Genomic DNA, 24,336 nt, shown 5'->3' with positions numbered 1-24,336 from the left:
TGGACGCTGCGCGATGAAGCTGCGCAGCGCCGGTTAGCTCTACGTTAGGCGTCATAAGCATCACTCTTTCGGACGCTTGAGCCAGGAAGTACCCGATCACCACCGCAGTGCAAGTGCGTGGTGCGCTCAGTGTCAGCTTCTCGTATTGGTAAGGTTTGGGGGCTCGTATTGTGGCCGGAGAAGTAGTGCTGAGCGTCAGCGGAGGTAGCGAGCTCGCCTCCTAAAAATCCGAAACACAATGGCCGCAAGAATGCCTGGATGATTATGTTGCTGAGGGCATCGCTGATGCTATGCACCAGTTCGCAAGCGCGCCGCGGGCCTTGTGATTGCGCTCTAGAGCGTTGGCTGGCAAGAAGTTTTCGTGTGGCAGTAGCTTCTGCTTTGCCGTACGTGAAGCCATGTTCTCAACACAGAGAATTCTTCAGGTTCCGGGGGCCAAGCCGTGAGCTCCCAACAATTCCGTCGAGGGACCGCCCACAAGTGATGCTTGTGGATGGCATAGCTGCTTGCCGGGAGATGTCATCTAAGCCGCCCAAAAGTTCAGAATTAGATAAACAAAATTCAGAGTTAAGTGAATATCGACACACCGTCAGCCGCAAAATAATTTTGCTTGCGGACATCATTACGCCGATTATTATTGCAATTTATTGCTATTATTATCATTTAATCAGGATACTCCCCCTCTGATTAAATGAAATCGCTCTATTGTCAGCACATTTAAAGGACGTGTGAAACATACTCCACCCAGTATATTTCACACCTGTTTTGTTGTTTCTGCTATCAGGATCACTATGTCATCTCGTTCTGCTGCATTTCCGTTTTCACTCACGCCGGTACTGCGCGCGCTGGTTCTGGGCGGCGCCATTCTGTTCACCACGCCGGCCGTACTGGCCGATGCGCTGCCGAAAGGCGTGAGCCAGATCACCAGCGTCGAAGGTCTGACCGAATATCGTCTGCCGAATGGCCTGCGGGTCTTGCTGATGCCGGATGCGACCAAGCCCACCGTCACCGTTAACATGACTTATCTGGTTGGCTCACGTCATGAAAACTATGGCGAAACCGGGATGGCGCATTTGCTCGAACATCTGCTTTTCAAAGGCACGCCGTCGAATCCAAAAATCGATGATGAATTCAACAAGCGCGGCATGCGCTCGAACGGCACGACCTCGCTCGACCGCACCAATTATTTTGAATTGTTCAAAGCCGACGACGACAATCTGAAATGGGCGCTGACAATGGAAGCCGACCGCATGGTCAATTCCTTCATCGCGAAAAAAGATCTCGATACCGAAATGAGCGTCGTGCGCAATGAATATGAGCGCGGCGAAAATTCGCCCGGCAATGTCTTGCAAAAACGCATGCAAAGCGTGGCCTACGACTGGCACAACTACGGCAATTCGACGATAGGTAATCGCAGCGATATCGAAAACGTCAAGATAGAAAACCTGCAGGCGTTTTATCGCATGTACTACCAGCCGGATAACGCCGTGCTGCTGGTCGCCGGTAAATTCGATACCGATAAAGTGTTGCAATGGATCAGCGCTGCGTTCGGCAAAATCGCCAAGCCAACGCGTACACTGCCGCAATTCTGGACTACCGAACCGACGCAGGATGGCGAACGCAGTTTTGTCGTGCGCCGCAGCGGTGATATTCAGATCGTCTTGCTCGGCTATAAAGTCCCTGCCAGTCTGCACGGCGACCGTAACGATATCAGTTTTGCGGGCAGTATTCTGACCAGCGCACCGCATGGCCGTCTGCATAAACAATTGGTGGAAACCGGCAAAGTGGTGCAGGTATTTTCCGGCGGTGTCGGAACGGTGGCAACAGGCTTGCAAACCATCGGCGCGATCGTCAAAAAAGGTGAATCCGTCGATGCCGCCAAAGAGGCTTTATTGGCAGGCATCGAGGATTTTAAAAACAATCCGCCGACCAAGGAAGAAATCGACAGGATCAAACGCGATACGGCCAATGCGTTTGAAAAAATGCTGAACAACCACGAAGCCATCGGTATCAGTATGTCGGAATTCATCGCCATCGGCGACTGGCGCTATCTGTTCAAAGTGCGTGATTCGGTTGATGCGATCACATCCGAGCGCGTCGCTGCTGCGGCGAAACGTTATCTGGTGCGCGACAACCGCACCATCGGCATGTTCATTCCGGAAGACAAGCCACAGCGCGCCGAGATTCCGGTAGCACCGGATATGGCCGAGGTCATGAAAGATTTCAAACCCAAGCCGTCCACGCTGAGTGGCGAGGCGTTTGATTCTTCTCCGGCGAATATTAATCAGCGCACGCAAGTTGGCAAAGCAGGGAATCTGCAAATCGCCCTGTTACCGAAAAAGACCCGCGGTGAAACCGTGAATGTCGCGCTGAACCTGCATTGGGGCGATGAAACCAGCTTGCGCGGCAAAGCCATTGTCAGCGGCATCACCGCTGGCTTGTTAGGCACGGGCACCAGCAAATACAGCCGCGCCCAGCTCTCTGATGAAATGTCCAAACTCAAAATGAGCGGCGGCATTTTCTCATTTCAGACCACCAAAGCGAATCTGCCTGCGGCACTGGCGCTGGTAGCGCATGTGCTGCGCGAAGCCAGTTTCCCGGAAATCGAATTTACTCAGGCCAAAGAGCGCGGTCTGGTGGGTCTGGAAGCCTCACGCAAAGAGCCTGGCAGCATACTCTCGCGTGAGATGTCGCAATATTTCAATCCGTATCCGAAAGGCGATTACCGCGAAGCAAAAACACTCGATGAGGCCATCGCTGATTTCAAGGCAGTGAAACTCGACGATGTGAAAGCCTATTACAAAGAATTCTACGGTGCGTCCAAAGGCGAGTTGTCCGTGGTCGGTGATTTCGATGCCGACAGTACTAAAGCCGTGATCGCACAGATGTTTGACGGCTGGCTAAGCAAAGCGCCTTACACCCGCATGGTCAGCAAACGCCTTGATCCACCGGCGATACGCAAAGTGTTCAACACACCGGACAAGGAAAATGCGGTTTACAGCAGCAAAATGACGCTGGCTTTGCGCGAGGATGATGCAGACTATCCAGCCCTGAGTATCGCCAACTATATCTTCGGCGGTGCCGGTCTGAATTCCCGATTGATGGAGCGTATCCGCCAGAAAGACGGTTTATCGTATGGTGGCGGTTCCGGCCTGAGTGCGGGTGATATCGACCCGGTCGGTAGTTTCGGCATCAGCGCCACCGCAGCGCCGCAGAATATGGAAAAACTGGAAAAGGCGATACAGGAAGAACTCAGTAAAGCACTGAAAGACGGTTTCACTGCGGAAGAACTCGCCAAGGCAAAATCCGGCATACTGCAAAAACGTCAGCAAAGCCGTACCAGCGACAGTGGTATTGCCGGTGGCTGGAATCACTATCTGTATCGCCAGCGTGACTGGTCTTACTCGCAGGCGATGGATGACAAAATCCAGGCGCTGACGCTGGAACAGGTGAATGCCGCATTCCGCCGTTATATTGATCCCTCAAAAATCAGCGTGTTTATTGCGCTGGATGAAGCCAAAGCAAAAGCAGCGGCGAAGTAACAGCGAGGTAACAGCAAGACGAATGGCACATTAAAAATCCCGGTCACTGCACCGGGATTTTTTTATATCAGCCTTTCCAGCTGCGCTGCAAACCGGTGTCGGTATGTATCCAACCGCCGTTCGCTGTTGCACGATAATAAAAACCGACACCGCCCTGGCGGAAGCTGCTGATCAGACCGCCCAGCACTTCTTCATGCAACTGAGAAATGCGGATATCGGCTGCTTTGCCATCCATGTGCAAGGATTTACGTGCAGCCGGCACACCCTGCTCTATCAGGCGCTTATTTGATTCCGGCGTGCGGTAGCCGGACAAAATTTCGAGTGGCTTGGTCATCCCGAAACGCGCGATATAGGCTTGCGTCGCCCACAGGGTTTCGAGTAATTTCGGATCCATAGGTGCCGATTTTTTACCATTCACATCGCGCAGTAAATGGCACAATTCCTGATACGCGGAATCAATCATCTCGCCGTCTTTCCAGTACAGTAATTTACTGCGTTCGCCGGATTGTGGCCGCACCAGATCGAGGGTGCGCGGCTTGACCCAGAAATCCAGATCGAGTGCCTGTGAATCGAATAAATCCGGCGGCGGTGCTAATTGCGTCGATTTTCCGGCGTTGCTGTCGTTGCCGTTTGCGAAGGCGGTTTCACGAAATAAACCAAGTGTGGTCAGAACTAAACTACTTTTGAGTATGTGGCGGCGGGTTGTCATGAGCCTGATAAATCCGTTGGTGAAGTTCTTATGCGGATAGTGTACTTCTCTGGCTGGCAGATGTGAATCTATCTGTAAAATTTACCGTTGATAATCCTGATTCTGCATTCTGTCGCAAACAGCTGATGCGCTCTGGAGTTTTCAGATTACACTGCATCCTGTTGCAAAATTGATCCGACTATATGTGGCGATGAAACCAGCACCGGAAACGCTGGTGCACAACGACAAACCGTCACGCCAGCGGGTAGTTTTGCGTATGTCCTGTGTACGACCTATTACTGATCACATTCATATCATGCTCAAATCTATCACCTGGACCAGCCTGTTCATTCTGATGCTCGCCGGATGCGACATCCAGATTGATGGCAAACATATCAGCAGCGGAAAATCCATCGGCAGTGGTAAAGCGATCACCGAAAAACGGACGCTGACCGCCTTTACCAGTATAGAAAACCGCAGTTTTCTCGATCTCGTGATTACGCCCGGACAACCGGAGCTGGAAATCACCGCCGATGAAAAACTGCTGCCGGACATAGAAACCGTGGTCGAAAACCAGCGCCTGATCATCCGTAAAAAAAATGTGACGGTCACGATAGGCGGCAGCCCGCAAGGCAATATCCGCATCAGTGCCAATCAGCTGCAACAATTGCTGCAATCTGGCAGCGGCGATATCGAGCTGAACAATATCCAGACCGATAAATTTGAACTGACGCAAAATTCATCCGGCGACATCAAAGTCAGCGGACAAATCAAACAACTCGATCTCAGCGTCAGCGGCAGCGGTGATATCGATCTGCGGCAATTACAGTTAGGCAGCGCCAACGTCAATATGCGTAGTTCCGGCGATGTCCGGATGCATCAGTTGACCGGTGCCCTCGTCGCCGAAGTGCATGGCAGCGGCAGCCTGAAAGTCGATGCGCTGCAAAATGCCTCCGCCAACATTCATCGCAATAGTTCCGGCGACATCAGTCTGCACGGGGATATGCAACAGTTGCAGGTCGATGCGTCCGGCTCCGGTGATCTCGATGTCGACAGCCCGCAATTACCGCTGGCAAATATCCAGCTCAATGGCTCCGGCGATCTGGCCTTGCATGGACATATTGCCGCGCTCAATCTTAATCTGCGCGGTTCCGGCGAGGTCAAAGCCAACCAGCTTAGTGCCGATAATGTACGCATTGAAAGCCATGGCAGCGGCGACCTGCGCATACACAGCATACGCCAAAGTCTGAAGGCAGACCTGTCAGGCTCAGGCAATCTGCATACCTCGCTGGAGAACGCGACACTCGCTGAGCTGATGATGTCCCGCAGCGGTGATGTCACTATCGACGGCACCGCAAAAAAACTGATTGCCAGACTCAGTGGCACAGGTGATCTGCGCGCGCAGGACTTATTACTCGATACCGCCAGCGTCAAAGTTACCGGTAATTGTGAAGCGCAGGTGAATGTCAAAAAAGCAGGCGGCTCACGCGTCGTGAAAGTGGATCGCAACGGCGTTGTCAGCTGATTGTTATAGTGACGATAGCGACGATAGTGATGCTAGTGACGCAGAAATGAAAAAGCCTGATCGCATCAGATCAGGCTTTTTTTACGCCACATGACAAGTTCAGCGCTTCACAATCCGGTATTCATGCTGCACCACCAGACGGCTGGTAGCGATCAGACTATTCAAGCCCAGTATCAGTTGCATCAGCACCTGCCCCGGCACCAGCCAGATCTGCCCACGCGGCGGCGACACTTGTGTTACAGCGGTCAGTACCGGCGTCACCCATGCTGCATCCGGTGTCACATCCAGCAAAATATCGCCGTCGCTATTGGTGTGCAGATAGACTTCGCCACCATGCAATAAGGTAAAACACACACCATAACCGGCCTGCGGATTTTTGCCTGCCAGCTGCTGCAATTCGCGATCATACAAATCCAGCCAGGCCTCGACATCGTTGACCGATTCCAGTGAAATCCACGGCAGATCAGGATAATTTTTTTCTGTAGAAATAGCGTTCAATGTCATGCCTTACTTTTTTGGTGCTGTCGTTGCGGATGAAACCGTCGATACGCCGGTTTCGGGCTTCATCTGACGTACCTGCAAACCACGCTGCCTGAGCAGATCCGTAATACTGTTTTTGCCGGTGACGTGCCCGGCACCGACGACGATCATCACTTTTTTACCCGCGTTCATCAAGGCCACGATCTGCTCTGCCATTGCCGGGTTGCGGTCATCGAGCAAGAGCTTCATGAGCTTACGCGAACCGGCATCCTTATTTGCCGTTTCTTCCAGCATCGTTGCCAACGCCTCGGCGTCACCGGCTTTCCATGCCTGCACCATCTGCGCCGTATCCCGCACGGCATCGCCATTACTCAGGCTTTGTAAAGTCATAGACAGCATCGCATCGCCATCTTCATCACTGAGACCACCCAACATGCGCGCCTGAAATTCCAGGCTTTCTAATTCCACCAGTTGCTTGCCATCTTTCTTTGCTCTTTTGATGAAATGCAGATCAACGCCCTGCGCCGGATCATAGCCCTGCTGCGCCACGATACCTATCATCAGACCAGTCGCCACCATCGCCGGTTTCAGGCTCTGAAACTGCGCGGCAGAAGCCCCTAACAATTTCTGCATGCTTTCCCAGGTCGCTTTCTGCACATGATTTTCCAGCTTATCCGGCGCGGTATAAGACAGCAAAGGCATCATCTTGCGGCTGAATTGCGGATCGCTGGCATCCACCTCCACCGCAACGGTATCGGCTTGTTGATACGCGCTTTGTACTGCGGCAGGCAAAGGATAAAAGCTGGCTTTGGCGAGGTGAAATGAACCAAATAAATACGCTGTATTCGTCGCCGATTTCACTTCCCACATAATGCCATTCGCAGGCGTATCATCCGCTGCCTGCGCGAGACCGTGAAGTGCAACAGCAGCACCTGCCAGTACGCCAATGACGCGTTTGAGTAAGGGGTGCGGGAGATGAAAAAGGGACATGATAGATTTTCTCTTATTCAGATTTAGGCTGGCTCAGTAAAGCTTTCAGATTCGCCAGCCGTTCTTTTGGGGTCAGGGCTTCGGCTTCTGTGGGGACGGCGTCGCCTTCGTCGAGTTTCATTTCTTTAATAAAGCGTGATGGATCGCAATGTACGGGCACACCTGCGCGCTTGCGCTTTTTGCACCAGGTGATGTGCAGGCTGCGTTGCGCGCGCGTGATGCCGACATACATCAGGCGACGTTCTTCTTCTATGCGTGCCGCCAGAATTTCTATCGGCGTATCGGGGTCGCCTTTATGCGGCAAAATGCCTTCTTCGACACCGACCAGAAACACGTGCGGATATTCCAGCCCTTTCGACGCGTGCAAGGTGGACATGCGCACGGCATCAGGCTCTTCGTCCTTGCCTTCCATCATCGACATCAGCGCCACCATCTGCGTCAGATCGAGCAGACTGCGATGATCGTCAGTGCCGTCTTTACCGCCGCTGCCTTTGGTCTTTAGCCACTGCGTAAAATCAAGCACGTTCTGCCATTTGTTTTGCGCGGCGCGGTCATCGAAGCTGTCGTACAGATAGCCTTCGTAATTAATTTCCTTCATCAGATCGTCCAGCAATTCGCTGGCATGACCTTCGCGGTGGGCATGCGCTTCAACCTGATTAATGAAGGTGCAGAATTCGCGCAGCGGGCGCAATTGGCGGTCTGTGAGTTTCGCTTCGATGCCACCTTTGAATACGGCGGCGAACAGCGAACATTGCCATTGCCCGGCGAATGCGCCCAGCACTTCCAGCGTCGCCTGACCAACCCCGCGTTTCGGTGTGGTGATTGCGCGGATGAATGCCGGATCATCATCTTCATTCGCAATCAGGCGCAGATACGAAATGATGTCTTTGATTTCGGCGCGGTCAAAAAAACTCTGGCCGCCGGAAATGGTGTACGGAATCCGTTCGCGCCGCAGTGCCTGTTCGATCACGCGCGATTGATGATTGCCGCGATACAAAATCGCGTAATCGGAATAGTTGGCACGCCGCTCAAAACGGTGCGCCGAGATCATGATGGCGACTTGTTCGGCCTCTTGTTCGTCATCCTGCATGCCCAGCACTTTGACCGCGTCACCGAGGCCATGTTCCGACCACAGCGATTTTTCAAACAGCTTGGGGTTATTGCCGATCACGGCATTTGCCGCTTGCAATATGCGGGTGCTGGAACGGTAATTCTGTTCGAGCTTGATGATTTCCAGATCAGGAAAATCGACTTGCAGCGTTTTCAGATTTTCTATGGTCGCACCGCGCCACGCGTAAATCGCCTGATCATCGTCGCCAACGGCAGTAAACATCGGCTTTTTACCGATGCCGGTGACGAGTAATTTCACCAGCTCATACTGACAGGTATTGGTGTCCTGATATTCATCGACCAGCAGATAACGCAGACGGCGCTGCCATTTGTCGCGCACCTGCTCGTTGCTGCGGAACAGCTCGACCGGCAGCCGGATCAGATCATCGAAATCCACCGCCTGATACGCCGACAGCGTGGCGACATAGCTTGCATAGATGCGCGCCGCCGTCGCTTCGTCATCATCTTTTGCCTGTTTCAGCGCCAGCTCAGGCGTGATCAGCGCATTTTTCCACAGCGACATCGCAGTCTGTATGCGGCGGATTAATTGCTTATCGGTGGTGATCGCCAGATCCTGCACCAGCGAAAAACAATCGTCGCTGTCCATAATCGAAAACCGGTCTTTCAGCCCCAGCGCCTGCGCTTCCTGCCGTAAAATTTTGACACCCAGCGAGTGAAACGTCGAGACCGTCAATTGCTTGGCCTGGCGCGGCTCGGCCAATAATTTGGCGATACGTTCCTGCATTTCATGCGCGGCCTTGTTGGTAAAGGTCAGCGCCGCAATATGCTTAGGCTCGTAGCCGTGCAGCTCGATCAGATTCACGATTTTCTGCGTGATCACCCGCGTTTTACCCGAACCCGCCCCGGCCAGCACCAGACAAGGGCCGTCCATGTAGTTCACTGCATTGCGTTGGGGAGTATTCAGGCCGTGGGACATAGTCAGAAGAAAAGCAAATCAGGCGCTATTGTAGCCCTATGTATCGCCACATGTGGCCACATATACGATGACAATATAAGTGCCACGACGGTTTTACCCCGCCACAAACAACAAGAGTAAACTAGCGGGCATTCCACATGAAAGCATTGCCATGAAATTCGAACATTTAATCGAGATTAACGACATCCTGAATCCCTTAGCCGAAGTCATCACCCGCGAACAACTGTGGCGCGGGCTGGTGCTGCGTGCCGAGTCACCGAAACTGTTTGTGTCTTACCTTGACGATGCGCTGATCGAAGACCGCACCGAAGCCAGCATGACGCGCACCCTCAAATACGGCGAGCTGAGCGTCACCGACACCGTGCGTTTTGTGCATCTGGAACATGTGCATTACGACATCGCCGCACAAGGTGAAATTCGCCAGTCATCATTGCGTATGACGATAGAAGAGCCACAGCCAGACTCGCTGTTTGTGCGCTTTCAATACGACGATGGCGCCGACGAAGCGCAGGACAAAGAAAACGAAATGTATAACGACTATCGCCGCTCTGCCTATCAGGCCGCCGATATCGACACGATACGGCAGATACGCGAATTCGCCGAAGCCGGTCGCCTCGACGCCTTACCAAGTTAAGCGCCGCAGCGCTGGCATTGGACAGCGCCAGCCAGCACGATGCCCCAAAACGCGGCTGCAAGGCCAAATAATACTGGGGGGAGTATATTTTAAAGCCCAATGTTTATAAGGAAATGAATGGGTAAAATGGCAGATACTCCCCCTTTTTTCATTTTTGCTGGGTATAAACAGGCAAAACAGGCCACTATCAACAAGGTCACAACCAGCATAGCCACCAGCACCAGACGCGGACTAAGCAACGCTAAAACAGCGTAATGCAGCGACTCCGCATCAACGTCGCAATGACCCATCAGGCACACAGCAACGACAAAATTATCATCCCCTTTGTTGCCTCGCCTGCGCGTGTCAGGCGGGATTTCTTCGTCTGCACGCCGGATTCTGGGATAATGGCGCCAATTCTGTTTCCACCCTCACCTTCTAAGGTTCATCATGATTAAACGTGCCGCCAAGTCTGCCGCTCAACCTGTTGCTGAGATTCCAGCCGCGCCCGAACCGTTTCAGGCCAAAACGCTCAAGCGCAAGCAATTCGCCAGCACTGGCGACGTGCATATTCAGGGCGATGCCACGATCACGACGCAACTCATCGTCGGCGGTGATCTGCTGGTGGATGGCGATCTGATTGCCGAAGAAGTGTTTTGCCTCGGCAAACTGACCGTCACCGGCGACATTCAGGTGCAATCGCTGTACATCGGCCAGACGCTCGATGCGGGCGGCAATATCGATGTCGAATTTCTCGTGAAAACCGGCTGCAATGCCGAATGGATGGCGCGCGTGCTCGAACTCGATCAGCGCAAACTCAAAGAAGGTGAAAACTTTATCGATCTGCTGGTGCATCCGGCGATCCTCGACCGCCAGCAACACAACGATGTGTTCGGCGGCTTTGGCGATATTCAGGGCCTGGGTTATTTGTCCTGCGCCGACCTTGATTGCCAGGGCAACCTGCAACTCGATGACGACCTCGAAGCCAGCGAAGTGCAATTCGTTGGCGGCCATCTGGCGGTCAGCGCGATCCACGTTGCCGGTGATTGCAATTGCCAGGGCGAAGTGTTCAGCGAAACCAATATCGAAGTCGAAGGCAGCCTGTTTGCCGGTGAAATCGTCTGTCAGGGCAATGTCGCCGCCGGTGCAATCGGCTGTCAGGGCGACATCAGCGCGTGGGGCAGCATCCGCGCCAAAGGCGAACTCAGCAGCTTGTTTGGCGAAATTCACGCCGGGCGCTGGATCGCCACCGCCGCCACCTTATACGCGGCCAAATATATCAAAGCCGGTGAATCGGTGATCGGTGAAAAAGGCATCCACTGCGGTAAAGACTACGGCATTTTCGCTGGCTCCACCCTGCCGCGTTCGGCATGGGCCAAGCAAGGCATGATCTCTGCCGACAGCAAACCACGCCTGATTTTGTCGGGTGAATTTGTCGAAGGCAAAAAACTGCGCCACATCGACGCACTGGAAAAAAAGCGCGACAAAGAACTCGACTGGGAAATCGCCCGCCGCGTGAAACGCGAAATGCTGGCAGAGTAAAACCCGAACGCGCTTTGTCAACACTGATGAATTCCAATAAAGCGTGGGCATCTGATGTCCACGCTTTTTCTATTGTGGTCGCTCATTGGATGGTGCGTTCGGTGCACCCTACGCTTGCTGAAAAAAACTTTCATGCTCTACAACCATGCGCCTGGTCAACGTTGAGTTCACGCCACCATGGTGGATCCCTTACGCAAAGCAAAGAGTCAAATTTATATAATAAAATCGATACACCAGGAACAAAAAAGCGAGTTGAGGACGGTGAGCTTCCGCCCCGGCCTCCAAAAAAGAAGGATGAAAAATGATTGAAATCATTAGAGGTGCAAAAGGTTATCAATTTATTGTCGTGTCTATAGATAATATTGACGAATGTCTCTCGTATATATCTGACGATTCGTCTATGCGAAGTCTTTATTTAAGCCGTAAAAATTACAGTGAAGATTTGATTGAGGCTATAACCACACATCCTGATCGAATAAAGATTCGGTATTTGCATCTCATGTGCCATATTGAAAATATTCAACTATTTGAATCGTTTGAATGGTTGGAAAAAATTAATTTTGGCGAGGAGAACACGGAGTTTAATTTTTCCAAAATGAGAAATTTAAAGGAAATCGGCGGAGTGTGGTCGAAATACTGGACCAATTTGGAAAATTGTTCATTACTACATACATTTGGATGTTCAAAATTTTCCAAACCTATCCGATCATTACCTAACTTGGCAAAGCTAAAGAATATTATGCTTATCCAACCTGGTTTTAGCTCTTTGGATGGTCTTGAGATTGCGAGCTGTCTAGTCGACCTGCGATTAACGATGGCTCGGAAACTGGAAAAGATCGATGCCTTGATTCATTGTGCCCAAACTCTGACTAAGCTAGAGATTGACGGTTGTAAAAAAATTGGATCATATGATGCGATAGAAAAGCTTGTGAACCTTTCATATTTAATCATTTCAAACAGTTCGGATTTGAAGTCGATTTCATTTATTGAGAAAATGCCGAAGCTTGTCACACTCAGTATTTTTGAAACAAAGTTGTTAGACAATGATTTGAGTCATTGTGTTTCACATCCAGTTTTAATTGATTTTAGAAGTGGAAATAAGCGGACTTATATACCTACCGTACCGGAAGTGGAGGCGAAGTTGGCTTCTAAAGAAAGCAAGAGAAGCCAAGTAGGGCTGGTGAACCCCGCGCTGTAGTTGGGCAGCGGCGACAAGTGATAGGGCGGTTATGTCACGCAAATCGCAGTCTTTCTTTTAGGTGTTCGCGGCTCCGTCGATTATCACGACCTGAATGCAGAGTGGAAAAGTTGAACCAAAGGAGTCAGTGGAGTAGGGTGCGCCATGCGCACCAATGGTGAAAAACAAACAGCTAAACAAATCAACACAGGCATTTATGCGCTATGCGTCGCTCGACTACGCTTGCTGTCGGAGTAAAACCGGAACGCATCTCATCCGTAGGAAGAGTTCTGAAAAAGCGGGTGCATCTGAGGCGCCCGCTTTTTTACATCCTGACCGCTATGCCATTACGCAGGCCGACCGCCGTCATCTTTGATCGCCACAGATGTGATCTTAGACAAATCAATCGCCAGAAAAAGCTTCACGCCGTTTTGCTTTACTTCATACCGTTTGAGCGCAGACGGTGGTTGCTTTCCAGTTGACAGGTAGGTCAGAAAATCATTCTGGAAATTCTGTAACGCCGATCTGATTTCAATCTCATAACTCGCAGCGGTGCCGTTATTGAATTGAAGGAAAAGATTTTCGTTGCTCATTTTTGTTACTCCTTTTTCTGATGTGGCACGAAGGCCACGGACATCAACGGGGGAAAACAAATGAAAAACAGCAGACACAATAAACCGGCACAACGGACAAACGCGACGCGTACTCGTACCAACAGCGCTACCAGACGGTGTACATAATAATGAAACCTGTGGCGACCATACCGGTTAGCGCGACCAGAAATATCACGTCACCAACTAACTCCAGCTTCGCGGCCAGCGATGAATGTCTGGTGCGCAAAGAAAAGAAAAATAAATAAGTCGCCAGCAAAAAACACAATGCCACCGCAGCCAGAATATCGTCGGCAATCGTGACGGCGAATTTATCGACGTCATGTTTCTTAAAGATCGTTAACGCCGTGATGCTCAAACCCGCCAGCGTGGCAGACAGCGTCAGTAGCTGCAGAATTTCATGTCTGTCCCATTTTCTTTGCATGACAACACCTTTCCGGAAAACTCAGTTCACAGGAATGGACTGTGCCGATATGAATTAGTTCGGGTATTCATATTGCGTTACAAAATATCGCTGAAACAGGATCGCTGAGAAAGCTGCTGGTGTATGCGAAGCGTGCGATAGGGGCGATAGGGGCGATACGTACGCTACCCCGGCAGACGCCGGTACGAAAACCTGATGCTCTCAATCGAAAACCCACAGAAACACCTTATCGCGCACCCTTGAGTGACTGCCCGTCTGTGCCGCGGACAACAGGGCAATTAGCGACGATATCGGTGACCTGCAGAGACACTTCGCCCGCGTCCTCGGCTGCGTGTACGTCTGCTTCCGATGTCAACTCACGCAGCTTATCCCGCTTCAGCCAGCGGACCAGCACAATACGCCAAAGCGGGCTGTAATTGATATCGGCATTCGCCGCGCCGGTTGGGAGTGGCGTCGACTGAAAAATACTGATTTGCTCGTCACCCGGAAATTTGTACACACGCTCCAATAAAGACTTTGCACCATTGCGCGAAACGGCATCCGCCAAACGGGGAACATAATTCACACCAGCCATTTTTGCCATCTGCGCATCCGAGATGTCGGTGGTGACGTATTCAACTTTTTGTGCATCGACCCAGGCGCGGTTCAGCGGCAATATCACCTCTGTTCGTTCCGTCGGCACGTGGGAACCCACACAGGCAGTCAAACAAATGCATGAGGCTGTTGCAAAAATGGTGGCAAGAATAGTGGAAAAATTGCGCATGATGTTTCCTCAAGAGACTGACATGAATCGCCTTCACATGGTCTGACCGTGTTGAATGGCGTGCTTTGCAAAATTACTGCCCCCGACGAAAAGCGCGACTGGAAATACACACGGAATTGTTGTCCGGGTCTTTCGCATTCGAGAAGGAATAGCCGTTCGCAATATGCGTACTTCCAAACTGCAGACCCAATTCCAGCGATTTTTTCTTGAACGCTTCGACGTCTTCCACATCGAACATGAGCTTGACGCCAGCCTGCCCAAGCTTGACGCTTTTTGCCGCCTGATGAATCAAAATACTTGCGCCACCGTGCTGTGCGGTCAACTCTATCAGGCCATCGACGACCTTTCCTGTTGAAACGAAATCAAAATACTTCTGATAAAACTCAGCCGTTTTTTGCATCTCTTTCGCATAGATAATGATGACGCTGAGTGCTGGAGTCATGATAGGTCCGATGTGTATTCAGGCGACCCCATGTCGTCCAAGAATTAGCTTTGAAATGTAGGACGTCATTGTGATGTCTACGTGGAAAAGTGATCAGTCAGAATGGTGCATGCGAAACACGCCACACACGTCAGATGATCTTGCAACGGATAATCGCATCCTCATCAAATCCATAAATCGCGCACAGCCTGTGGTAGCCATCGGCAATAATCACTTTGCCGTTTATTTCATCTCTGACCAGCAGCAGCGGCGACAGCGCAACGCGGTTCGCGATTTTCTTTCTGTCTTTCTCTACGTGCGAATTGCTGATGCCGAGCAAAGACAATTGCGACGCCCTGAAAATATCCTTGGATTTAAACTCGACGATCGCCGCCTTTCTGAGACGAGCGACCATGTCAGCGACCTTCTTATCGTTGTAGATAATTCGCAGATAAGAATCCGCTGCCGGATAGTCATGCTCCTCAACATCGGGCAGCCATAGAATTTTTTCAGATGCACTGTTCTTAGTCATTGTTCACCTCAGAAGATCATGCAGCGTTTTGCAGTCGATTGATCTGGCGGTCTTGCGTTCGTGCCAGCAACGCCTGTGCGACAACTGCCCCGATGAGCGCGAACAGCATGTCGGATTGTGTATCCCAAGGGTCGCCCTGAGTACCAAGAAATTCGTCCGCCCCCTGCCCGAACGCGACGGCAGCGGCCCACTCGATGAGTTCATACGATGCGCTGATGGCGAGCACAACACAGGTCACCAGAAAGCTCAGCATTTTTCCCGCACGCACATATCCACCGCGCAGCAAAATTTCCCGCGCCGCCAGCGCCGGAACAAAGCCCTGGGCAAAGTGGCCGATCTTGTCGTATGGATTGCGATGCAGACCAAGCGCCTCGGCGATCTGGAAACCAAAAGGTACTCTGGCATAAGTATACGCGCCGCCGACCAACAAAATAACAGCATGCACGAAAATACAAATGTAAAGCAACTGAGTCAGCGGAAAACGCGTGTAGCTTGCGATCAGCACAGGCACGACAATGAATATCGGCAGCACCTCCATCAGCCACGTGCCGCGGTCATAAGGATGCCAGCCAGACCAGGCCAACAGGCCGAGCAGGACGAAGAGAGCGACAAGGAGGAATTGGGTGCGGTGCATAGGTTGTGAGGTCTAACGCAGAAATGAACGGATGGCCGTCCACAAATTAGAAAAGAACACAGCCGCATAACGGCCAGTCCGATCGATTGTCTTGTTATGCATCCAAACCCAAAGCCTCTCTAAAGTTTGCGGCATTTTGACAATCTGGATTTAGGTACTGCCTGCCATTTTCAATGAAAGGAAGCCACTGCCAATCCTCACCACCAACACAACCTAGACGACTCGTTAAAAATAGGAAGTCTTTAAAATTTCTAGCAAGTTCGACCCCATGCCCTTCGCCATCATCATGGCTTAAATAAACTATCGGTTCTTTATCAGGTTCCGATAAATCAATCGCCAAATAATCGCCGTTACCTACTTCGTGGAATGCTAATTTATTATGCCAAATGACATCGTAAGAGTCATCTTTGTTCGGGAAAACCTCATTCTTCCAATTGTCTTTAGCATTATTGAATTGAACGAGCCATTCTAAAGACCAATGTCGATCACCAGAAAAAATTTGAGAAAACGGACTACCTAGCTCAAAATCATCTGCCATAAACCAACGAAATTCGACCTTCTTAGAAAATTCAAGAAGTACTTCCTTAAGAGATGTCGGCAAATCTAAACCAAGTTGTTTTTCGAGATCTGCTACTTCATCCTGAGTAGCAGGCTCCTCGATAGCGAACGCCTGAACACTGCCACCAAGTAGTTTGATTCTTTCTGCGAAATGTTTCCAATTTTCAATGACTTCGCTATATTCCATTGCTGCTTCCTGATGCATAACGTGTTTTAATTTTCATTTTGCAACATTAACCGTCAATGATCAAACTGTCAACACGCTCAAATCCCCTTGAAAACCGCATGGATATTAGCGGTATTTGGTTATACTGTTTAAAAATACAGTATAAATAAACTGCCAAAAACATCACCGACATCGATAAAACCCCGTTTACCCGATCAGACGCAGGAAGATTGCTTTATCGGAATTTGTGCTTAGTCACGGAAGAACTGCTCTCGTAGCAAGCACCTTAGCTTTCGTCCGCCAACATCGCCATCGCCGCAATCATCTGCCTGACCAACGCCACGCCGCATAAATGTAAATAATTTTTCTTATTTTTCTTTACGGTCGTAAAGATATCTGTCAAATTTCCTTCTTTGCCGGAACTTTTCCTGCGGCGGCAGGTCTGGTTCTGGAGTCGCGATTCGATAATAATGAGCGGAGTACGGCGCTGTTCTGATGTGATGACTGGCTTTTCCGGTAGCGAGTTTGCTGCTGCCCCGGAATTGCTGACGCATGACACAGCAGATTTTCTGGCGTTTGTTACCCGCCCCCACCTGCAACGCGCTGGCCGCACACTGTGCCAGCGCTTTTGACCATAGACGGAGAGTAAGTTGAAACAATCGTATGCATGGAGTCTGGCACTGGCCGGGCTGAGTCTGGCCAGCAGCCCGCTGAGCTATGCCGATGAAGGCCAATGGCAGCCGCATCAGTTGCCGCAATTAAAAGCGGAGCTGAAACGCATAGGCATCACGATTCCGGCAGAAAAGCTCGCGGATTTGTCTAAGCATCCGATGAGCGCGATGGTATCGCTGGGCGGTTGCTCGGCGTCGTTTGTGTCTGACAGCGGGCTGGTGGTGACGAATCATCACTGTGCTTACGGCGCGGTGCAACGTAATTCGACAGCCGAAAAAAATTACATCAGCAATGGCTTTCTGGCGAAAACCCGCGCTGAGGAATTACCTGCCGGGCCGGATTCGCGTATGTATATCACCGATAAAGTGGAGAACGTGACGACGCAGGTGTTGAGCGGTATCACGCCAGCGATGTCGGGCAAGCAGCGCCATGAGCATGTGCAGAACCGCATCAAAGCGCTGATCGCGGAATGTGAGCAAGATAAAGCGTATCGTTGCTCGGTGCCGAGTTTTCATCGCGGGATGGAATATTACCGGATACGTCAGATGATGATCCGCGATGTGCGCCTGGTGTATGCGCCATCGGACAAGATCGGTAATTATGGCGGCGATGTTGATAACTTTGAATGGCCGCGTCATACCGGCGATTTTTCTTTCCTGCGCGCGTATGTCGGTAAAGATGGCCGCCCGGCTGATCCTTCGGCGGATAACGTGCCGTATCACTCTAAAGATTTTCTGGTGGTGTCGGCACAGGGTCTGAAAAATGGCGACCCGATTTTGTTGGCAGGTTATCCGGGCACGACCAGCCGTTATAAATTGCCGGAAGAAATCCGCTTTGCGCGGGACGCGAGCTACCCGGCACGCGTGGCGGAATACAAATCGGATCTGTCAGTCATCGCGGCGGCAACGCAAGGGAATGCGAATGCCGAAGTGCGTTATGCGAGCGTAGCAAAAAGCATCAACAACCGTCTGAAGAAAACCGAGGGTTTGCTGGCGGGATTTGCGCGTAAAGATATCGCGGCCATTAAAGACGCGCAGGACGCTGAATTCCGCAGCTGGTTCAGCCAGCACAATGCCGATCAGAGTTTGCTGAAAGAGCTGGATGCGGTGATCGCCAGCGACATGGCATTGAATGAAGAAGAGTTCGCCTGGAGCGTCGCGACCAACAGTGATTTGCTGAAAAATGCGCGCACCTTGTATCGCCTTGCGCTGGAAAGCACCAAGCCAGATGCCGAGCGCAAAGCGGGTTATCAGCAACGTGATATCTCGTTTATTTCAGCGCGACTCGCTCGTCTGGAACAGTCGTATGTGAGCAATGTGGATCAGGCGCGGTATACCGCAGCACTGCAACGGTATAACAAACTCGATAGCAAATTCCGCCCGCAAGGTTTAGATATTTTGCTGCCGACACCGGAATCGGTCGCGGCGCTGTACCGTCAGTCAGAACTCGGCAACACGGCGACGCGTCTGGCATGGCTGAAAAAAGATGTGGCGGCATTCCAGCAATCAGACGATGCGTTTATCCGTCTGGCAGTGAAGCTGCATGATATCGGCCTGTCTCTGGAAGAGCGCCGCAAAGAAGTCGATGGCAATCTGGAACGGGTGATTCCGCAATATATGCAGGCAGTGATTGCATGGAAAAAATCGCAGGGCAAACCTGTGTATCCGGATGCGAATTCCACGCTGCGCGTGACTTACGGCACTGTTGCACCATACAGCCCACGTGATGGCGTCAGCAAAGGCCCATTCACAACGGTAGAAGGCATCGTTGAGAAACACACTGGTAAAACACCATTCGATGCGCCGGAAAGCTTGCTGGCCGCTGTTAAAGAAAAACGTTACGGTGTTTTCAAAGACACTGCGTTGGGCACAGTGCCGGTGAATTTCTTATCCAGTGCGGATACCACTGGCGGTAATTCTGGCTCGGCAGTGATGAATAAAAACAGCGAATTGGTTGGGCTGAATTTTGATTCGACTTATGAATCGATCACCAAAGACTGGTACTTCGACAGCGCCATCACACGCGCGATTCATGTCGATATTCGTTACATGCTGTGGGTGATGAAAGAAGTCGATCATGCAGATAATCTGCTGAAAGAAATGACGATACGCTACCCGGCAAAATAAACCGCATCAGCAAGTGAAGCAATAAAAAACGGCGCACATCTGCAATGATGGCCGCCGTTTTTTTATGTCATTGCATCAGCGTTTCCGCCAACAACAAGATATATATTTACCGAAAAGTGCAGCCTCAGGCTTGTTGCAACCACTGCTCGGGCTGTACATAACTCTCTGCCCATTTTTCTACCCTCGATGCAGGCATGGGGCGGGAAACGCCATAGCCCTGCGCAAAGTTACAGCCCAGACGCATCAGCGCAACGCCGTGTTCTATGGTTTCCACGCCTTCGGCAATCACTTCACGTTTAAATGCATTTGCCAGACCGACAATCGCGCTGATCAGCGCCAGATCATCGGAATCTTCCAGCATATCGCGCACAAAGCTCTGATCGATTTTCAGAATATTGGCGGGCAGACGTTTCAGATACGATAAAGAGGAATAGCCGGTGCCGAAATCATCAAGCGCAAAACGCACACCCAGTTGCTGGCAGGCGCTCATCACTTCGCGCACCTGCTGCACGTCTTGCAAGGCGGCTGATTCCAGAATTTCTATTTCCAGATATTCAGGCGGCACATCAGGGAATTGCGCAAGATAACTGCGCAGATTTTCTAAAAAATCGGCATGCTGAAAATGGCGCGCCGCGATGTTCACACTGACAATCCAGTTATAGCCATTGGCAACCCAGTTACTCATCTGCTGCAAGGTCTGATGTATCACCCAGTTGCCGATGTCGATGATGATGTTGGTGTTTTCCACCAGCGGTAAAAATTCCATAGGACCGACGATGCCACGCTGCGGATGATTCCAGCGTATCAGCGCTTCCATGCCGGTAATACGGCCATGCCGCATATCGACTTTGGGTTGGAAGTACAGTTCAAATTCGTCCTTCAGTAACGCTTCGCGAATCCGTGCACGCTGATTGTGGCGGGTGCGCACTTCTTCATCTTTTTGCAGGTCAAACAAGTGGTACTGATTGCGTCCGCTGAGTTTGGCCTGGTACATCGCCTGATCGGCGTAGCGTAACAACACATCGGGGCTGAGCTCATCATTCGGATACATCGCAACGCCGATGCTGGCGCGCATGGTCATTTTTTTATTTTCGAATTCATAGGGTTGCGCCAGTTGCCCCAACAACAAAGCAATGTTTAACTCTACTTCGTTCAGATCACTTTGATTCTGCAGCAATACGACAAATTCATCACCACCAAGACGGGCAACCGGATTATTTTTACCGACACAACTTTCTAACCGGCGCGCCACTTGCTGCAATAATTTGTCGGCCACTTCATTACCGTGTTTGTCGTTCACTTCCTGAAAATGATCAAGATCGAGCAGACACACCGCCAGCAGTTTCTGATGTTCGCGCGCATATTCTATGGCTTGTGAAAAATGGGCCGATAAAGACTGGCGATTTGCTAATCCTGTCAGTAAATCATGCCCGGCCTGCCATGCGATTTGCCGCATCAGATAATGCGTTTCACTGAGATCGCGAAAGACCAGTACGCTGCCGGTGACAGTACCGTCGGGCTGACGGATTGGCGCCGCGCTGAGATCGACTTCGAGCTGTCTGCCAGCGCGGGACAACAAAGCCAGATTGTGTTCCTGAAACGTCGCACCGGTGCTGGCGACATTCGCCAGATAAGTGTTCAATGCCGTTTGTTTTCTGCGCTCACCCAGCGTAAAGACGGTCGCCAGTTCTTGCGACAAGGCTTCGTCGAGGCGCCAGCCAGTCAGCTTTTGTGCGGAGCGGTTCAGAGTCAGGATACGGCCATCAATATCGGCGCTGATGACCGCGTCGTCGATTGAATCCAGCGTCGTTTCCACACGTTCTTTTTGTTCTTCCAGTGCAGCCTGAATTTTTTTGCGCTCGCTGATATCGACCAGCGCGCCGATGATGCCTGAGGCTTTGCCGTCAACGCTGGTATATGTCGCCTGATAATACAGCGCAGAAATATGTTCGCCATTCACTTGGCGGGGGATATCAGGAGTGGTTTTGTGAGAATAGATGGCTAAGCCGGCGGAAGAAATATGACGTGTATCGAGTGTCGCTAAGAAAGGCAGTAACTTGTACATGGGCTGACCGACGGCGTCTTTCTGCTGTATGCCAAACATCTTGCACCAGGCTGGGTTGACGCCGCGACAGATGCCCTGGCTATCCTGAAAAAATGTCGATACCGGCAGCGCATTGAGCAGTTGTAATGTGAAATGCATTTGCTCGCTTTGTTCGCGCTGACTTTTCTGCAGCGTCAACAAAATGCTTTCGATTTCTTCGGCCATGCCATTGAAAGTCGTTGCCAGCAAACGTTCTTCATGACTACCGCGGGCTTCCATTCTAACGCCATGATCACCGGTCTTGAACCGGTTCGTTGCCAGCGCCAGTCGCTTCCAGCTGCGCTCATTGACACGCAATATCAGGCCCAGCAAAAAATAGATAAAAAAGATCGCCATGGCAGAAATCTGCAACTGCACGACCACTTTCTGCCAGATACGGTTGACGGCACTGTTCGTACTGATTTCTACGGTGACTCTGGCGGCATTTTTATCCGCGGTCGTGATAGTCTTACTCAGCGTCGCCGGCATCTGCAAGATCACCTGAAACCAGTGCGGTGCGAGCATGGGTACGGTGAATGTGCCTGTCATGTCCACATTATTTTGAGGATAGCTCCAGGTCAGACGGGTCAGATCGGGATCGTTTGCCAGTTGCCGCCGCAAGGTGTTGGTGATCTCTGCCTGATCCTGTGATTTGCTTAATTTCAGCAGCGTTGGCCCCAGCAGATGTTCCATGTTTTCGGCATGCGTGAGAATCTGCTGTTTTGCCCCGGCGACTTCCGCATGAATCAACAGGTCGTAACGCAGCCCGCTGACCACGAATATCAACAATGTAATGGGAACAAATAATCGCGTGTAAGCTCCGAGAGCTAACCACGCTTGGATTAGAGATTCAAAAGGGCGCACAGATTCTCATAGCGAAGAGGAGAAGTTCAGGAGATGAATTCCTTGTGGCTGTGATCAATTCATCATGAAAAATGAAACAAATTTTAACCTATCGCAACATTTTTCAGTATTATTTTGTTGCTTTATGGAAATTTTGTGGAAACCACGTAGTGCTGAAACCAGCCTCAATCCGGGTCTGCAACGCAGCATTGGCACAGACAAATGCGTACGGCGACCACTGCGTATAATGCCGTCATCTGCATTCACGTCATCAGATCAAAAAAATTGTAACGACGCGACAAACAGGCGGCCGCCGTGCTTATCGCCTACAATAGCGTCATTCCTTCACGCGCCTGCCCGATCAGGCCGTGAACCTGCACCCACGCTGGCATCGCGCCTGTTTTTTGTTGTCGATTCGCCCCTGTTTTTACCTGTTCCAAGAAAAAATTCCCATGTCTGACGCTACTGCTTTCAATACGCTTCCTCTCTCGGCCGCCATGCTCGCCAATCTGGAGAGTCTCGGTTACTCCACCATGACAGCGATACAGGCGGAAAGCCTGCCGGTCGTATTGCAGCAACGTGACCTGATCGCGCAGGCAAAAACCGGCAGCGGCAAAACTGCGGCTTTCGGGCTTGGCATACTGGCGAAACTGAATCCCACGTATTTTGCGGTGCAAGGTCTGGTGATTTGCCCGACGCGTGAACTGGCAGATCAGGTGGCGAATGAATTACGCCGTCTGGCGCGCGCGATTGAAAACGTCAAAATTCTGACCTTATGCGGCGGCACCGCGATGCGCCCGCAAATTGCCTCGCTCGAACATGGCGCGCATATTGTCGTTGGCACGCCGGGGCGATTGATTGATCACGTCAGCCGCGGCACCATCAATCTGCATACGGTGCAGACGCTGGTGCTGGACGAGGCAGATCGCATGGTGGACATGGGCTTTTACGATGATATCTACACCATCGTTGCGGCCTGCTCGCCGCGCCGCCAGACCTTGTTATTCTCTGCGACCTACCCAGACGATATCCGCAAAGCCAGCGAGCAATTGCTGCGCGATCCGGTCGAAATCAAAGTCGAATCGCAACATGCGGCCAATCACATCGAGCAAAAGTTTTATCTGGTATCGCCGGAAGAACGCAATGAAGCCGTCGCGCGTTTGCTGCACCACTATCAGCCGGTATCAACGATTGCGTTTTGTAATACCAAAATTCACTGTCGCGAGCTGACCGAAGAATTGCAGGCGCAGGGCATCAGCGCGCTGGCCTTGCACGGTGATCTGGAACAACGCGACCGCGATGAAGTGCTGATCCGCTTTGCGAATCAAAGCTGTTCGGTGCTGGTGGCAACCGATGTGGCGGCGCGCGGACTCGATATTCAGACGCTGGGCGCGGTGATTAATGTCGATGTCTCGAAAGATACCGAAGTGCATATTCATCGCATCGGTCGTACTGGTCGCGCTGGTGAAAAAGGGCTGGCACTCAGCCTGGCAACACCGAATGAAAAAAAATGGGTCAGGCTGATCGAGGAATATCAGGGTGAAGCCGTCACCTGGGCCGATATCAACGAACTCGAAGCCGCGCCGGAACAAACCCTGGCGGCACCGATGATGACGGTGTGCATCATGGGCGGCAAAAAAGACAAACTGCGTCCCGGTGATTTACTCGGTGCGCTGACCGCTGATATCGGCCTGAAAAAAGAACAGGTCGGCAAAATCAATGTGTCTGAGTTTGTGACCTATGTTGCACTCGACCGCCACATCGCCGCCAAAACGGTAGAGAAACTCAGCTTCACGAATATCAAAGGCCGCCAGTTCAAAATGCGCCTGATCAACAGCGTGTGATGCGGCGCGGTGTGGTGTGATACGGCGTGGTGTAATCCGGTCACCTGAGCTTGCC

20 protein-coding genes are annotated in these 24,336 nt (G+C 51.4%); 8 read left to right on the top strand and 12 right to left on the bottom strand.

Going from position 1 to position 24,336, the window contains the following annotated elements; genetic code table 11:
• Positions 1 to 791: 791 nt before the first annotated feature.
• Positions 792 to 3,542 carry a M16 family metallopeptidase gene (locus KDM87_RS00720; protein ID WP_212677331.1) on the top strand — a complete coding sequence of 917 codons (2,751 nt, stop codon included), beginning with the start codon at positions 792 to 794 and terminating at the stop codon, positions 3,540 to 3,542.
• A 67-nt stretch (positions 3,543 to 3,609) separates the two neighbouring features.
• On the opposite strand, the gene KDM87_RS00715 is transcribed toward KDM87_RS00720, so the two are convergent.
• Positions 3,610 to 4,251 carry a YcbK family protein gene (locus tag KDM87_RS00715; protein WP_190476627.1) on the bottom strand — a complete coding sequence of 214 codons (642 nt, stop codon included), beginning with the start codon at positions 4,249 to 4,251 and terminating at the stop codon, positions 3,610 to 3,612.
• Positions 4,252 to 4,441: 190 nt separating this feature from the next.
• Between KDM87_RS00715 and KDM87_RS00710 the strand changes: the two genes are divergently transcribed.
• The gene (locus tag KDM87_RS00710; RefSeq protein ID WP_230407573.1) at positions 4,442 to 5,755 is read left to right on the top strand and encodes a GIN domain-containing protein; all 1,314 of its coding nucleotides are present in this window, start codon (positions 4,442 to 4,444) and stop codon (positions 5,753 to 5,755) included.
• Between the two features lie 99 nt (positions 5,756 to 5,854).
• Here KDM87_RS00710 and KDM87_RS00705 read toward each other — a convergent pair whose 3' ends face one another.
• From KDM87_RS00705 to KDM87_RS00695, 3 genes are read right to left on the bottom strand one after another with little or no spacing between them, the layout of a single operon-like run.
• Entirely contained in the window at positions 5,855 to 6,259 is a 405-nt protein-coding gene (locus KDM87_RS00705) for a hypothetical protein (RefSeq protein ID WP_212677329.1), read from the bottom strand.
• Positions 6,260 to 6,262: 3 nt separating this feature from the next.
• Positions 6,263 to 7,225 carry a TraB/GumN family protein gene (locus tag KDM87_RS00700; RefSeq protein WP_212677328.1) on the bottom strand — a complete coding sequence of 321 codons (963 nt, stop codon included), beginning with the start codon at positions 7,223 to 7,225 and terminating at the stop codon, positions 6,263 to 6,265.
• A 13-nt stretch (positions 7,226 to 7,238) separates the two neighbouring features.
• Positions 7,239 to 9,272 carry a UvrD-helicase domain-containing protein gene (locus KDM87_RS00695; protein WP_212677327.1) on the bottom strand — a complete coding sequence of 678 codons (2,034 nt, stop codon included), beginning with the start codon at positions 9,270 to 9,272 and terminating at the stop codon, positions 7,239 to 7,241.
• A 151-nt stretch (positions 9,273 to 9,423) separates the two neighbouring features.
• Between KDM87_RS00695 and KDM87_RS00690 the strand changes: the two genes are divergently transcribed.
• The 3 genes from KDM87_RS00690 to KDM87_RS00680 all read left to right on the top strand — a co-directional run bounded on the left by KDM87_RS00690 (position 9,424) and on the right by KDM87_RS00680 (position 12,625).
• Positions 9,424 to 9,906, top strand: a complete 483-nt coding sequence (locus KDM87_RS00690; RefSeq protein WP_212677326.1) for an SRPBCC family protein — start codon at positions 9,424 to 9,426, stop codon at positions 9,904 to 9,906.
• A 429-nt stretch (positions 9,907 to 10,335) separates the two neighbouring features.
• Positions 10,336 to 11,427 carry a polymer-forming cytoskeletal protein gene (locus KDM87_RS00685; RefSeq protein ID WP_212677325.1) on the top strand — a complete coding sequence of 364 codons (1,092 nt, stop codon included), beginning with the start codon at positions 10,336 to 10,338 and terminating at the stop codon, positions 11,425 to 11,427.
• 301 nt (positions 11,428 to 11,728) lie between these two features.
• Positions 11,729 to 12,625, top strand: a complete 897-nt coding sequence (locus KDM87_RS00680) for a hypothetical protein (RefSeq protein WP_212677324.1) — start codon at positions 11,729 to 11,731, stop codon at positions 12,623 to 12,625.
• A 326-nt stretch (positions 12,626 to 12,951) separates the two neighbouring features.
• On the opposite strand, the gene KDM87_RS00675 is transcribed toward KDM87_RS00680, so the two are convergent.
• From KDM87_RS00675 to KDM87_RS00645, 7 genes are all read right to left on the bottom strand, one after another.
• Positions 12,952 to 13,197: a hypothetical protein gene (locus KDM87_RS00675; RefSeq protein ID WP_212677323.1), complete on the bottom strand. Its 246-nt coding sequence runs from the start codon at positions 13,195 to 13,197 to the stop codon at positions 12,952 to 12,954.
• Between the two features lie 127 nt (positions 13,198 to 13,324).
• Positions 13,325 to 13,639 (bottom strand): hypothetical protein, encoded by a 315-nt coding sequence (locus KDM87_RS00670; RefSeq protein WP_212677322.1) that lies wholly within the window; start codon positions 13,637 to 13,639, stop codon positions 13,325 to 13,327.
• Between the two features lie 226 nt (positions 13,640 to 13,865).
• Positions 13,866 to 14,402, bottom strand: a complete 537-nt coding sequence (locus KDM87_RS00665) for a DUF7482 domain-containing protein (RefSeq protein ID WP_212677321.1) — start codon at positions 14,400 to 14,402, stop codon at positions 13,866 to 13,868.
• Positions 14,403 to 14,475: 73 nt separating this feature from the next.
• On the bottom strand, positions 14,476 to 14,844 hold the full coding sequence (locus tag KDM87_RS00660; protein WP_212677320.1) for a VOC family protein: 369 nt from the start codon (positions 14,842 to 14,844) through the stop codon (positions 14,476 to 14,478).
• Between the two features lie 130 nt (positions 14,845 to 14,974).
• Complete coding sequence (locus tag KDM87_RS00655; protein ID WP_212677319.1) at positions 14,975 to 15,355, bottom strand: hypothetical protein; 381 nt, start codon at positions 15,353 to 15,355, stop codon at positions 14,975 to 14,977.
• Positions 15,356 to 15,371: 16 nt separating this feature from the next.
• Positions 15,372 to 15,989, bottom strand: a complete 618-nt coding sequence (locus KDM87_RS00650; protein ID WP_212677318.1) for a DUF2238 domain-containing protein — start codon at positions 15,987 to 15,989, stop codon at positions 15,372 to 15,374.
• A gap of 94 nt (positions 15,990 to 16,083) precedes the next feature.
• Positions 16,084 to 16,734, bottom strand: a complete 651-nt coding sequence (locus KDM87_RS00645; protein WP_212677317.1) for an SMI1/KNR4 family protein — start codon at positions 16,732 to 16,734, stop codon at positions 16,084 to 16,086.
• Positions 16,735 to 17,213: 479 nt separating this feature from the next.
• On the opposite strand from KDM87_RS00645, the gene KDM87_RS17845 reads away from it, so the two are divergent.
• Both KDM87_RS17845 and KDM87_RS00640 read left to right on the top strand, forming a co-directional pair.
• Complete coding sequence (locus KDM87_RS17845; RefSeq protein ID WP_268977407.1) at positions 17,214 to 17,345, top strand: hypothetical protein; 132 nt, start codon at positions 17,214 to 17,216, stop codon at positions 17,343 to 17,345.
• A 42-nt stretch (positions 17,346 to 17,387) separates the two neighbouring features.
• The gene (locus KDM87_RS00640; RefSeq protein WP_408058681.1) at positions 17,388 to 19,511 is read left to right on the top strand and encodes a S46 family peptidase; all 2,124 of its coding nucleotides are present in this window, start codon (positions 17,388 to 17,390) and stop codon (positions 19,509 to 19,511) included.
• A 124-nt stretch (positions 19,512 to 19,635) separates the two neighbouring features.
• Here KDM87_RS00640 and KDM87_RS00635 read toward each other — a convergent pair whose 3' ends face one another.
• Entirely contained in the window at positions 19,636 to 22,458 is a 2,823-nt protein-coding gene (locus tag KDM87_RS00635) for an EAL domain-containing protein (protein WP_212677316.1), read from the bottom strand.
• A gap of 431 nt (positions 22,459 to 22,889) precedes the next feature.
• Here KDM87_RS00635 and dbpA point away from each other — a divergent pair, with 431 nt between their 5' ends.
• Positions 22,890 to 24,281, top strand: a complete 1,392-nt coding sequence (gene dbpA / locus KDM87_RS00630) for an ATP-dependent RNA helicase DbpA (RefSeq protein WP_212677315.1) — start codon at positions 22,890 to 22,892, stop codon at positions 24,279 to 24,281.
• Positions 24,282 to 24,336 lie beyond the last annotated feature (55 nt).

Source organism: Cognatundibacterium rivi, from assembly GCF_018139565.1.
In the GTDB taxonomy this organism is placed as follows: domain Bacteria; phylum Pseudomonadota; class Gammaproteobacteria; order Burkholderiales; family Burkholderiaceae_D; genus Undibacterium; species Undibacterium rivi.
Note: the sequence above shows the minus strand (reverse complement) of the source record. Positions and strands in the feature narration are given on the sequence as shown.

What these genes read in the sequence shown, in the direction of transcription:
- KDM87_RS00710 (WP_230407573.1), top strand. Translation starts at nt 4,442, where the DNA reads ATGAAACCAGCACCGGAAACGCTGGTGCACAACGACAAACCGTCACGC.
- KDM87_RS00695 (WP_212677327.1), bottom strand. Translation starts at nt 9,272, where the DNA reads ATGTCCCACGGCCTGAATACTCCCCAACGCAATGCAGTGAACTACATG.
- KDM87_RS00700 (WP_212677328.1), bottom strand. Translation starts at nt 7,225, where the DNA reads ATGTCCCTTTTTCATCTCCCGCACCCCTTACTCAAACGCGTCATTGGC.
- KDM87_RS17845 (WP_268977407.1), top strand. Translation starts at nt 17,214, where the DNA reads ATGACTGGCTTTTCCGGTAGCGAGTTTGCTGCTGCCCCGGAATTGCTG.
- KDM87_RS00650 (WP_212677318.1), bottom strand. Translation starts at nt 15,989, where the DNA reads ATGCACCGCACCCAATTCCTCCTTGTCGCTCTCTTCGTCCTGCTCGGC.
- dbpA (WP_212677315.1), top strand. Translation starts at nt 22,890, where the DNA reads ATGTCTGACGCTACTGCTTTCAATACGCTTCCTCTCTCGGCCGCCATG.
- KDM87_RS00675 (WP_212677323.1), bottom strand. Translation starts at nt 13,197, where the DNA reads ATGAGCAACGAAAATCTTTTCCTTCAATTCAATAACGGCACCGCTGCG.
- KDM87_RS00645 (WP_212677317.1), bottom strand. Translation starts at nt 16,734, where the DNA reads ATGGAATATAGCGAAGTCATTGAAAATTGGAAACATTTCGCAGAAAGA.
- KDM87_RS00690 (WP_212677326.1), top strand. Translation starts at nt 9,424, where the DNA reads ATGAAATTCGAACATTTAATCGAGATTAACGACATCCTGAATCCCTTA.
- KDM87_RS00665 (WP_212677321.1), bottom strand. Translation starts at nt 14,402, where the DNA reads ATGCGCAATTTTTCCACTATTCTTGCCACCATTTTTGCAACAGCCTCA.
- KDM87_RS00705 (WP_212677329.1), bottom strand. Translation starts at nt 6,259, where the DNA reads ATGACATTGAACGCTATTTCTACAGAAAAAAATTATCCTGATCTGCCG.
- KDM87_RS00660 (WP_212677320.1), bottom strand. Translation starts at nt 14,844, where the DNA reads ATGACTCCAGCACTCAGCGTCATCATTATCTATGCGAAAGAGATGCAA.
- KDM87_RS00670 (WP_212677322.1), bottom strand. Translation starts at nt 13,639, where the DNA reads ATGCAAAGAAAATGGGACAGACATGAAATTCTGCAGCTACTGACGCTG.
- KDM87_RS00715 (WP_190476627.1), bottom strand. Translation starts at nt 4,251, where the DNA reads ATGACAACCCGCCGCCACATACTCAAAAGTAGTTTAGTTCTGACCACA.
- KDM87_RS00720 (WP_212677331.1), top strand. Translation starts at nt 792, where the DNA reads ATGTCATCTCGTTCTGCTGCATTTCCGTTTTCACTCACGCCGGTACTG.
- KDM87_RS00655 (WP_212677319.1), bottom strand. Translation starts at nt 15,355, where the DNA reads ATGACTAAGAACAGTGCATCTGAAAAAATTCTATGGCTGCCCGATGTT.
- KDM87_RS00685 (WP_212677325.1), top strand. Translation starts at nt 10,336, where the DNA reads ATGATTAAACGTGCCGCCAAGTCTGCCGCTCAACCTGTTGCTGAGATT.
- KDM87_RS00680 (WP_212677324.1), top strand. Translation starts at nt 11,729, where the DNA reads ATGATTGAAATCATTAGAGGTGCAAAAGGTTATCAATTTATTGTCGTG.